Annotated in this window: 7 protein-coding genes; all 7 read right to left on the reverse strand. The window is 68.7% G+C overall.

Going from position 1 to position 11,861, the window contains the following annotated elements:
• Positions 1-177 precede the first annotated feature (177 nt).
• Genes VGD28_RS16070 through VGD28_RS16100 form a run of 7 tightly spaced genes read right to left on the reverse strand, consistent with a single transcriptional unit; the run spans position 178 to position 11,859 of the window.
• Positions 178-2,706 carry a glycoside hydrolase family 3 C-terminal domain-containing protein gene (locus VGD28_RS16070; RefSeq protein ID WP_331029364.1) on the reverse strand — a complete coding sequence of 843 codons (2,529 nt, stop codon included), beginning with the start codon at positions 2,704-2,706 and terminating at the stop codon, positions 178-180.
• Positions 2,703-3,023, reverse strand: a complete 321-nt coding sequence (locus VGD28_RS16075; RefSeq protein ID WP_331029365.1) for a hypothetical protein — start codon at positions 3,021-3,023, stop codon at positions 2,703-2,705. The genes VGD28_RS16070 and VGD28_RS16075 overlap by 4 nt, the downstream gene beginning before the upstream one ends.
• Positions 3,023-4,669, reverse strand: coding sequence for an AMP-binding protein (locus VGD28_RS16080; protein WP_331029366.1), 1,647 nt, complete (start codon positions 4,667-4,669; stop codon positions 3,023-3,025). Before VGD28_RS16080 ends, VGD28_RS16075 begins: the two co-directional genes overlap by 1 nt.
• Entirely contained in the window at positions 4,666-6,246 is a 1,581-nt protein-coding gene (locus tag VGD28_RS16085; protein ID WP_331029367.1) for a tannase/feruloyl esterase family alpha/beta hydrolase, read from the reverse strand. Before VGD28_RS16085 ends, VGD28_RS16080 begins: the two co-directional genes overlap by 4 nt.
• Positions 6,243-7,133, reverse strand: a complete 891-nt coding sequence (locus tag VGD28_RS16090; RefSeq protein WP_331029368.1) for an alpha/beta hydrolase — start codon at positions 7,131-7,133, stop codon at positions 6,243-6,245. The genes VGD28_RS16085 and VGD28_RS16090 overlap by 4 nt, the downstream gene beginning before the upstream one ends.
• Positions 7,130-8,587: a carboxylesterase/lipase family protein gene (locus VGD28_RS16095; protein ID WP_331029369.1), complete on the reverse strand. Its 1,458-nt coding sequence runs from the start codon at positions 8,585-8,587 to the stop codon at positions 7,130-7,132. The genes VGD28_RS16090 and VGD28_RS16095 overlap by 4 nt, the downstream gene beginning before the upstream one ends.
• Positions 8,584-11,859, reverse strand: a complete 3,276-nt coding sequence (locus tag VGD28_RS16100; protein ID WP_331029370.1) for a family 78 glycoside hydrolase catalytic domain — start codon at positions 11,857-11,859, stop codon at positions 8,584-8,586. Before VGD28_RS16100 ends, VGD28_RS16095 begins: the two co-directional genes overlap by 4 nt.
• Positions 11,860-11,861: the final 2 nt, after the last annotated feature.

Below are 11,861 nucleotides of genomic sequence, written 5' to 3' on the forward strand. Positions count from 1 at the left end.
TCCGCGCCTGGGGCGGATCGACATTTAGTGTTCAATCCTCCCCCGCCAGGGGGAGGTGTCGGCCGCAGGCGGACGGCGGGGGAGGAAGCGAGCCGCCAGCGGTCTGGCATCCTCCCCCTCCGTCGCGCTGTGCGCGCCACCTCCCCCTGGCGGGGAAGGATAAATGTCGATCCGGGCCTAACGGCTCGCGTCGACGTGAACTGTCCCGGCTTGCCGGATATCGTCCGAAGACGCCCCCGCCAGCACGCGATAGGCGCCCGGCCGCACACGCCATCCGCCAGCCTGGGGATCGTAGGCGGAGAAGGCGCGCGGATCGAGCGTCAGCGCGATCTCCCGCTTCCCGCCGGCCGGGATGGCGACCTTCCGGAACCCCCGCAGCGTGCGCGTCGGCTCACCCGGCTGCGGATCAACCGGTTCGACATAGAGCTGGACGACCTCCTGCCCGGCTCGTTTGCCGGTGTTATGGACGCTGAGCCGGATCGTCACCGGCGCGGCGCCCGCTGTGCGCGCCGGCACCTTCAGCTGCGAATAAGCGAAGCTGGTGTAGGAGAGGCCGTGGCCGAACGGGAACAGCGGCTTCACCCCGCGCGCCCGATAGCCGCGATAGCCGACCAGCAGCCCCTCCGAATAGGCGCTCTTCGACGTCTTGAGATCGACCGGATCGTCCTCGCTCCGCTGCGGGAAGGTTACCGGCAGCTTGCCCGAAGGGTTGACCTTGCCGGTCAGCACATCGGCGAGCGCCGCCGCGCCGCCCTCGCCCGGCAGCCACATGTCGACGATCGCCGGTGCGCGGTCGCGCCAGGGCATGGTCATCGCCGCGCCGGCATTGACCACCACCGCGGTCTTCGGATTGGCCGCAGCAATCGCCTCGACCAGCCGGTTCTGCTCGCCGGGCAGGTCGATATTGGCGCGGTCATAGCCCTCGCCTTCGGTGGTCGAGGAGGAGCCGACGATCACGATCGCCGCATCCGCATCTTTGGCCGCCGCGACTGCGGCCTCGAACGAGGGCTGCGGCTCGCGCACGCCGAAGCTGAGGTTCTCGTAGGGCGTGCCGCCATTCGCGTAATCGATGCGGATCGGATAGCCGCGCCCCGCCTCCAGCGTGACCTGCACCGTGCGGCGCGGAACCGGGAAGCCCAGCACGTCGCGATTGTCGGGAACGGTCTTGCTCGCCTTCCCCAGAATCGTCTTGCCGTCGAGCGTGACGCGCGGCGTGCCGGTGCCGCGCATGCTGAACTCGTGCACCCCGCTGGTGCGCGGCCAGAACATACCCTCCCAGCGGATCGCGGCATAGCCGGTCGCCTTGGGTCCCGCGACATTGCCGCTGATCCAGCGCACGAAGCGGGTGACGCGCTCGGTCTTGACCGGCGTGCCGCTCGCGTCCTCGCTCATGAAATAGCTGCCCGTCAGGCCGGTATCGCCGCGCTTCGCGTCGGGGCTGAACAGCTTGGGATCGGCGGCGGGCGGCGTCTCTTCGTTGTCGACGCCCTTTTCGTAGGTGATGCGCACGCCAGGCAGCGCCGCGCGCAGCGCCTCGAGCGGGGTCTGCGTCTCGAACGGCACGACGTTCGAGCTGCCGCCGCCCTGCATGCGCACGACATCGGCATTGGGGCCGATCACCGCGAGCGATTTGATCGAGCGGCCGAACGGTAGCACGCCGTTGTTCTTGAGCAGGACCATCGCCTCCTCCGCCGCTTTCCGCGCGATGGCGGACTGGCGGAGCGGGGTCGCCGCGACAGGGCGCGATGCCCCGCGCTCGATCACGCCGCTGCGTACGATCAGCCGGACCATGCGCCGGGCATTGTCATCGATCTGTGCCGGGCTGACCTCACCCGCCGCAACCGCGGCCTTGAGCTTGTCGCCGAAATGCTTGGGCGGGCCGGGCATCTCCAGGTCCATGCCGGCATTTGCGGCCGCGGCGGTCGCATGCGTCGCACCCCAGTCGGAGACGACGAAGCCCTGATAGCCCCATTCCTTCTTGAGCAGGTCGGTGAGCAGCCAGCGATTCTCGGCGGCATGAATGCCGTTGATCTTGTTGTACGACGCCATCACCGACCAGGGATCGGCCTCGCGCACCACCATCTCGAAGGCAGGGAGATAGATTTCGCGCAGCGTCCGCTGATCGACGATCGAGTCGACGACGAAGCGGTAGCTTTCCTGGTTGTTCGCCGCGAAATGCTTGATCGAGACGCCGACCCCCTCGCCCTGCGCGCCGCGCACATAGCCGAGGCCCATGCGCCCGCTCAGCCACGGATCCTCCGAATAGGTCTCGAAATTCCGCCCCCAGCGCGGCGTGCGGACGATGTTGACGGTGGGCGCGAGCAGCACGTCGGCGCCGTGCGCCTTGGTCTCGCGCGCCACCGCCGCGCCGACGGCGGCAGCGAGCTCGGGGTTCCAGCTCGCCGCCAACGCGACGCCGACCGGGAAGACCGTCGCCGGCTTGCCGTCGGGCGAGCGCACGCCGGTCGGCCCGTCGGTCATTTTCACCGCCGGGATGCCGAGGCGCGGGACCGGGTTGAGCGCCATCGAGGATTCTCCGGCGAGCAGCAGAATCTTCTCGTCCAGCGTCAGCCGCGCCATCAGGTCCGCGACGCGCGCCTCGAGCGGCGCCTTCGCATCGCGATAGACAGGCGCGGCCTCTTGCGATCCGGCGGGCGTTGCGATGGCAAGTATCAACGCGGCTGCCGCCCCCTGCGTCAATCTCATTTGATCGCGGCCAGGCCGGTTTCGGTCTTCGCGAGCAGCTCGTCGGTGAGCTTTCCATCCGAATAGGGCTGGAGCTGCCTGAGGCTGAGGCCCTTTATCATCTCGAGCTGGGGCAGCTGCGTCAGGCCCGGCAGCTCCTTGTCGAGCACCGCCTTGGCCGCCTCGTTCGCGAGCAGCTCGCCGATCGGCGTGTCGAGGTTGAACTTCGCCGCCGCCTTGGCGGCGTCGGCCGGAGCTGCGGGAGCCGCGGGCGCGGTCTGCGCAAAGGTGGTTACAGGGACGAGCAGGGCCGTCCCGAGCATGAGGGTCAGATTCATCACTGCTTCTCCTTGGCTTCAGCGGATTGGCTGCCGAGTTCGGCGATCATCGCCTCCCGGATCAGATATTTCTGGACCTTGCCGGTCACGGTGGTGGGGAATTCCGCAACGACGCGAACGTAGCGGGGCACCTTGAAGTGGGCGATCTGGCCGCGGCAGAAGTCGCGAATGCCCTCGGCGTCGGCCTCCGTCCCGGCGCGCAGCCGGACCCAGGCGCAGAGTTCCTCGCCCATGCGCGCATCGGGCACGCCGACCACGGCGACATCCTCGACCGCAGGATGGCGGTAGAGGAATTCCTCGATCTCGCGCGGGTAGATGTTCTCGCCGCCGCGGATCACCATGTCCTTGAGGCGGCCGACGATGTTGGCATAGCCGTCGCCGTCGATCACCGCGAGGTCGCCGCTGTGCATCCATCCCTCGGCGTCGATTGATTCCGCGGTGCGCTCTTGCTCGTCCCAATAGCCGTGCATCACCGAATAGCCGCGCGTGCACAGCTCGCCCGGCTGGCCCAGGGGCACGACCGCGCCGTCGGGGCCGATCAGCTTGCATTCGAGGTGCGGCTGCACGCGGCCAATCGATCCGGTACGCCGCTCGAACGGATCGTCGAGCCCGGTCTGGAAGCTCACCGGGCTGGTCTCCGTCATGCCATAGGCGATCGTCACGTCGCGCATGTGCAGCCGTTCGATCACCTCGCGCATCAGCGGCTCGGGGCAGATCGCGCCGGCCACGCAGCCGGTGCGCAGCGAAGCGACATCAAGACTGGCGAGCACCGGATGCGCGAGCATCGCGATGAACATCGTGGGCACGCCGTAGAGCGCGGTGCAGCGCTCCGCGGCGACCGCGCGCAACGCTGCCTCCGGATCGAAGCCGGGCGCGGGATAGACCATCGCAGCGCCGTGGGTCAGGCTGGCGAGATTGCCCATCACCATGCCGAAGCAATGATAGAGCGGCACCGGGATGCAGATGCGGTCCGCCGGGCTCAGCCCCATCCCGCGCCCGACGAAATAGCCGTTGTTGAGGATGTTGCGGTGGCTCAGCGTCGCCCCCTTGGGCAGGCCGGTGGTGCCGCTGGTGAACTGGATGTTGACCGGATCGCTGGGGTGAAGGTCTCCGGGCAAGGCTGCACACCCCTCGACCGCGGCGAAGGGGATCCAGCCAGACCGCTCCGTCTCCCCGATCAGGATGCGCGCGCGCAACGTCGGTAGCCGCTCGACCCCAAGGGTCTCGATCATCTCGGCATAGGTGCTGGTCTTGAAGCTCTCGGCCGCGACCAGCGCGGCGAGGCCGACCTTGTTGATCGTATATTCGACCTCGGCCAGGCGATAGGCGGGGTTGATCGTCACCAGGATCAATCCGGCGCGCGCCGCGGCGAACTGGGTCAGCGCCCATTCGGCGCAATTGGGCGACCAGATGCCGATGCGCTCGCCGGGCTTGAGGCCGAGCGCGAGCAGGCCTGAGGCAAGGGCGTCGGCGCGCGCGCGCAGTTCGGCGAAGCTCCAGCGGATTCCCTGCGCGACCGACACCAGCGCGTCGCGCTCGCCCCATCGCTCGACCGCCCGCACCAGCGCATCGCCGATCGTCAGCTCGAGCAGCGGCGGCGTATCGGCGCCGCGCACATGGCTGAGCCCGGGGGTGACGAAGCTCATTTGCCCGGAACCTCGCAGGCGAAGCTAGCGGCATCGTCGGTCGACCCCTTGCCGTCCCAGCGCGCCACCTTGGGCCAGGCGCAGAGCGGGCGCGTGCGCTGCGCCTTGGCCGGGAAGCCGAGATAGCCGAACAGGTCGTTGTCGAACTTGGTGGCGACGATCCGCTCGGGCGTCGGGCCGCCGCGGTGCCAGGCATCTAGCGTACCCAGCGCGTCGAACACGTTCGGGCCGGGTCCGGCCAGGCAATGCGACATGCCCGGCGCCATGAACAGGCGGATGCGGCCGTGCGCCTCGGGACGTTCGGCGACGCGCTCGTAATAGTCGATCGTGTTCTCGGGTGGAATCGCCGCGTCCTGCCAGCCATGGTACATCAGCAGCTTGCCGCCACGGCGGAAGAACGCCTTGAGATCGGCGCTCTCGATGTCGAGTTCCTTGCCGACGCGCGCCTTCGCCAGTGCATAGTCGCTGGCAAGGTTGAAGCGCGATGCCGGCCAGTCGACATCGCCATGGACGAAGTAGCGGAAGAACTCGCCAGAGAACTTGGCGTGCTGGGAATCGGCAGCGGTCAGCCACATGCCCCAAGTGCCGTGCTCGCCTTCCGCACCCGGCGCGAAGCCGCGGTAGAAGGACTTCCCGTCCGGCCCTTTTGGCCCCTGATAAAGATGGCGTGCCGCCGCGACCTGCGCCGGGGTCAGGCATTCGCCGGTTGTGCCCGGCTTGCACTGCAGCTCGGCGGGATCGAAGCGGCACTGGCGCGGATTTTCGATCACCCTGTCGGCCACGCCATCGAGCTTGTCGCATTTGGCAAGCGACGCGGTCTGGAGCAGCTTGAGCTGGGCGGATCCGAGCCCGGCGCCCGGCTGACGCAGCACCTGCGCGTTGCTGGCGAAGGCGCTCGCCATTCGCGTCCACGGGATCGCCGGCGCGCCCGCAATGATCGCGTCATAATCGTCTGGGAAGCGCTGCGCCTCCATCAGCGCCTGGCGCCCGCCGTCCGAACAGCCATGGAAATAGCTCGCGGCGAGCGGCGCGGGATAATAGGCCGCGATCACCTGCTTTGCCACCTGCGCAGCGATATGGTTGGCACGCCAGCCATAGTCCTTGATCTTCTCCGGCGCATTCAGCGCCCAGCTGCCGTCGACATCGCTCTTGCCGAAATGGCCCATGTCGCTGCCGACCGCGGCATAGCCCCGCGCCACCGCGCCGCGCATCAGCAGCGCGGGGATGCCGAGATTGGCGCCGAAGCCGCCATTGCCCGCGCCCATCAGCTTGCCGTTCCACGCCGCGCGCTCGGGCAGCCACACCTCCACCTTGATCGAGGAACCGGGGACCGGGGTCATCACCGCTTGCACGCGACAGAATGGCGCGCCTGCCGGCAGCCCCGGCATGCCCGGGCCGGTATCGACCGTTGTGCCCATCGCGAACGGAGTTGCGGCCTCGATCTTGCCATTGGCCAGTGCGCGACCCGTCAGCACGGTACAGCTTGTCCCCTGGGCGGCCGGCGCAGGCGTCTGCGCCGCCGCCGATCCGGTGAGGAACGCGAGCGCACTCAGGGTTGCGAAGCGAAGGCCTTTCATTTCCCGAGCACTCCCAGCGAGTTCATCCATGCCTGCATCCGCTCGGTCCAGGCATCGCTCGGCTTGTCCTGGCGCTTCATGCCGAAGCCGTGGCCGCCCTTGGGGAAAGTCACGAACTCCGATCGTGCGCCGGCGGCGCGCCATGCCGCATCGAGCCGGGCGCTGTCGGCGCGCGAGAGCTTGTCATCGTCGGCCACCGCGACGAACAGGGGCGGTGCCTTGCCGGGCGCGGTAATCGGATCGGGAAGCAGGCCGGGATAGATGGCGGCGGCGAAGTCCGGGCGCGCGTCGAGTTTGTTCTCCAACATCGTCCACACCGTAACCGCGCCGCCCGCGGAGAAACCCATCAGGCCGATGCGATCCGGCTTCACCCCATAGTGCGCGGCATTGGCGCGGACATGGCGCACCGCCTGCTCGCCATCCGCGGTCGCGAGCGGGCGCAGCGGCTCGACCGCTTCCGCGAGCTTGGGCAGGTTGGTCATGTAGCGCAGCATCGCGAACGGCAGATCGCCGCCCGTCTCGAGCAGCCGGTAGCGCAGCACGAAGGCAGTGACGCCATGGCCATTGAGCCATTGCGCCACCGCTTCGCCCTCATTCTCGATCGAGAGCATGTGGAACGCGCCGCCGGGCGCGACGATCACCGCAGTGCCGTTCGCCATGGCCGGGTCGGGCCGGTAGACGGTCAGCGTCGCGTCCTGCACATTGGTCACGACGATGCCGAACGGCGCGCGCTTCTCCCGCTCCCCGAGCGATGCGGCGGGTGTGTCCGGCCACAGGCGCACCACCTCCTGCGCAGAGGCGGGCGCCGCGACCGGCATCAGCGCGACGGTGACGAGCGCGGCAATCGCCGCAAGCCCGGCCAACAAGCGTAGCGTGATCTTCTTCATTGGGAGTCTTTCACCTTGGCGATCGCGGCGATCGGCGGCGGGGCAGCAGGCTCCATTGCGGTGCCCGACAGGCCGATGGCGAGCAGCGCTGGGCCGTTGGGGTTCAACCGCTGCCATGCGGGAAGCTGTGTGCCGTTGGGATCGCCGCTGCGGGCGAAATTGGCCCAATAGGCCATCAGCTGCGCCGCGGCGGCGCGATCGGCTTCAGTCGCGTCGGCGGGCAGATTGCCGAACTGGAAGGCGACGTCGCTAGCATGGCCGGCGCCCTTGCCCGGCTCGCGCTTGTCCTGCGCGACATAGCCGAACCGGTAGAGCCATGTAGGTGCGCCGCTCCTGGCGTGTCGGCTTGCGAGCGCCAGCGCTGGCTCGCCGAAGATCGCGTCACCCGCGAGGTAACGGGCCGCCTTCTCCTCCGAACCGTAGGCCGTCTTCACCGCCTCCGCCCTCGCGCCAAGCTCCTTGAGCACCGGGCCGTTGACCATCGGCAGGAAGGGCGCCGGGACGAAGCCGAGCTCGTCGTCGTTGCTGCCGGCGATGAACGGGATTCGCGCCTGCCTGCCTGCGGCGAAGATCGCGTCGGCATGGCCGGGCACGAGTCCCCCATCGGTGACCGGGCCGGAATAGACCGGCTCCTCCTTGTTGAGGATGGTGATGCCGCCGCGCACGACGTCGGCGGCTAGCGCGCGGAGCGCGGCGAGATCGACCGCACCCGCCTTCGCGGCGAAGGCGCTGCCCTTGGCCTGCGCCTCCTTCAGCGTCGGCCAACGATCGCGCCCACCGCCCGATGCGGCGATCGCCTTGTGGAACAAACCGCGGGCGGCGGGCGAGGCCATCAGCCGCGCGACCGACTGCCCGCCCGCGCTCTCGCCAAAGATCGTCACATTGGCAGGATCGCCGCCGAACGCCGCGATGTTGCGCCTGACCCATATCAGCGCGGCGATCTGGTCCATCAGGCCCCAGTTCGCACCCTCCAGTGCCGGATGCGCGAAGAAACCGAAGCGGCCGAGCCGATAGTTGAAGGTGACGACGACCACATCGTGTTTGGCAAGCTGCGCGCCATCGGTCGTCGCGAGGGCCCCCGATCCGGCGACGAAGCCGCCGCCATGGATCCACACCATCACCGGAAGCTTGGCGCCCGCGGTGAGCTTGGGCGTCCAGACGTTGAGGAACAGGCAATCCTCGGCCATCGGCGCGCCGAAGCTGACGTCGCCCGGCACCGGGTTCTGCACGCAGTCCGCACCGAACCGCGTCGCGTCGCGCGGGGCCGCCCAATGCGCTGCGGGAGCGGGCGGCGCCCAGCGCCGCTCGCCGACCGGCGGCGCTGCATAGGGAATGCCCTTGAACGATGCGACGCCGCCGGCGGTGGCGCCGGTCAGCGCGCCGCTATCGATGTTGACCTGCTGCGCGGCAGCGGCCGTCGCAACGAGTGAGGCTAGGATGAGCAACCGGATCATGTGCCGCCTCCCGTGCTGAATTCGAAGGTGCCCGGGCCGGTGCGATAGACCGCATAACCGCGCTCGCGCCGCAGCAGCTCGACACCCTGTGGCCTAACGATCGAGCCGAAGCGCTCCGGCACCCACACTTCGCCGCTGGCATTGGCGGGCACTTCAACGATGAGCGTCAGGCGACCGCCTTCGACCCGCCAGCGCGACGCGGCGCGGCCGTGGATCGTTTCCATCACCGCCTCGGCGGAGGCGAGGCCGGCCGGAATCGCGGGCTTGGCCAGCACGATCTTGTAGCCCGGCGCGCCGGGACGCAGACCCGCCAGCCGTTGCCGCATCCAATCCGCGATCGACGCGAAATAGTGATGGTCGCGCGATCGGCTTTCGAGGCTCCAGCTCTCGAACATGGTCGAATGGCCGTTGGCGATCCACCAGCCCCAGCTGGGTTCGTCCGTCCGCGTCGCGATGCGATAGGCGAGGTCAGCATGACCATAGTCGCTCAGCAGCTCGAGCAGATGGCGCGTGCCATAGACCCCAGTGCGCAGCCCCTGTTTGTCGACATCGCGCGCGATCGTGTCGGCCACGCCCTGTTCACGGCCAGCGGGCGCCATGCCGAAGGCGAGCGGCAAAACATTTTGCACCTGGGTCGGCGGCCCCGCCACGCCCTTGGCGTCGACCGTGCGATACCAGCCATTGGCGTCATCCCAATAGCGCGCATTATATGCAGCGCGGATCGTCTCGGCGAGCTGGCGGTAGCGGGCCGCGTCCTCCATCTTCCCGATCACGGCGGAAGAGCGTGCGAGCAGGTCGGCCTCATGGAAGAAATAGGCCGTGGTCACCGCATCCACCCCACCTCCGCGGGCGTTCAGAAAGTCGAGCGGACCCGGCGGCATCCATTCGCTGAGGCCCGCGGCGCGGCGATAATCGGGTGCCTTGATGAAGGTCGCCGTATAGTCGACCAACCGACGCTGCATGTCATGGCTACGCTCAAGAATGCGAGTGTCACCATAGGTCGTGTAGAGTTCCCAGGGCAGGATTAGCGCCGCGGCGTCCCATGGCGTGGTCGGACCCCAGATGATGCTCCAGCCCGGCGTGTTCTCGTAGCCGTAATAGGGCGTTGCGGGCACGATCTCGGGCAGTTCGCCGTTCGGCGCCTGCGCGTCGCGGAAGTCGGCGAGCCATTTGGTCCAGACGCGCGCGATGTCTAGGCTGCGCGCCGCCGCCCCCGCCGAAGCCTGCGCGTCGCCGGTCCAGCCGTTCTTCTCATAGGTCGGCGTGTCGGTGACGAAACCATGCAGGTTGTTGAGGATCGTGCCGGTCGCCGCGGCATCGATTTTGGCGAGCAGCGGATTGGCGCTGGCGAAGCTGCCGGTGCGCGCCACGGCGGAATGGACGATGCGCGCCTTGAGCTTCGCGCCCCGCACACCGCGTACCTCGACATAACGGAAGCCGCGATAGCCGAAGCTCGGCTCCCAATGCTCGAGGCCTTTGCCCGCCAGCGTGTAGCGGTCGGTTTGCAGCTGCGCATGGATCAGGCCCGAGACCGGAACGACGCGGCCGTCCGCCGCCAGCTTCTCGCCCGCCAGCATCGACATGGTTGCGCCGCGGGGACCGCTGGCCTCAAGCACCGGCCATCCCGCGACGATGCGGCCGAAGTCATGCACCCAGATTCCGGGTACAACTTCCTGGATAGAAACGGGATCGATCGTTTCGGTCGCCTCGATCGGTTCCGCATTTGCGGCCACAAGCTTACCTGCAGGGCCGGCGACGACCGCCGCAGGCTGCCACTTCGCGCGGAAGCCGGCACGATCCCAGCCGGCGGGCAGCAGCCGCGCGTCGTAGCGCTCGCCGCGATGCACCGAATCGCTGCGCGTCGGCCCCTCGGCCGTCTGCCAGCCTTCGCCCGTCGCGACGGTCTGGCGAGTGCCATCGACATAGTCGATCTCAAGCTGCGCCTTGAGCGCGGGCCGCGCGCGCCACGGCGCAGCATGGAAATACCATTCGTCCGGATCGGTGAGCGCATACCAGCCCCGCCCCAGCTCGGCCCCCAGTACATTCTCTCCCGGGCGGAGCTGGGCGGTCACGTCGTGCGTGTAGCTCAGCACGCGCTTGTCATAAGCGGTGAAGCCCGCGCCGAGGGGCGAATCGATCGGGGCGCCGTTGAGCAGGATCCGCGGCATCCCGGCCCCGGCGTGATAGAGCCGCGCGCGCGCGATCGGCTTCCGGGCGACGTCGAAACTGCGGCGGAGCAGCGGCGCAGGCGCGTCGATCGGCAGCACGAAGGCGATGCGCGGTACGCCTGCGGGAATGGCCAGACCGTCCTTCTCGACCGATCCGCCCGTGAACGGATTGTCGTTCTGCGCGAAGCTGGCACGGAACGCGGCGCTGCCCGTACCGGCGACCGCAACCGAGTGAATCGTCGCGGCACCCGCCTCAGCCGCGGCAAAGCCGATCGTGCCGTGGCCGTGGGTCGCATCCTGAAGCGTGTCGATCGTCCTGCCGTCGATCCGGGTGACGATGCGCGACCCTTCGGCGCGGATCGTCAAGCGGATGCGCTTGCCCTTGAGCGGCGCGGCGAGCGGGATGCGCTTCAGCACATCGGTCTTGACCGTCGCGCTGGATCCACCCGAATAGCGCCGCACGCTCGCTGTCAGCGCTGGCCCATCGCTTCCCTCGCTCAGCGCCCAGACATAGGCGTCGCCATAGGTCTTGCCGTTGGGCAGCGCGCGGAAGAGGATGTCGAGGGCCTTGCCGGTCAACGTCAGCTCGACATCGAGCGTAAGATCGCGCCAGTCATGCGCATCGGCCGTTCGCCCGGCGATCCATTGCGCCTGCCAGTCGGCGGGGGCGAGCAGCCCCATTTCCCACCGGCCCGGCACACTCCAGCCGCTCACCCGGTCTTCCGCGTCCCACGCCTGGACGCGCCACCAATAGCGCGCGCGCGACGCGAGCGCGGGACCGGCATAGGTGATCTGGATATTGTCCGCGGACGCAACCTTGCCGCTGTCCCAGACGAGATCGCCCTTCGCCAGCGCTTCGGGTGAATGTGCGACCTGAATCCGATACGCGCTCTGCCGCGCGGCGGGCGAGCGCCAGCTCAGCCTTGGTGCCGGTTCGTCGAGCCCCAGTGGCGCCGCTGAATACTCGACGCGCAGCGCCTCCGGCACGCCGGCGGGATCCGCTGCTCGCGCCGGCGCCAGTGCCAACAGGAGCAGAGCGCCGGCAAAGGCCCGGAAGCGGCCGATGCGGTAGCCGCTTCCGGACAGGGGGAGTGTGCGCAACACGC

It is taken from the genome of Sphingomonas sp. (genome assembly GCF_036402235.1).
Lineage (GTDB): Bacteria > Pseudomonadota > Alphaproteobacteria > Sphingomonadales > Sphingomonadaceae > Sphingomonas.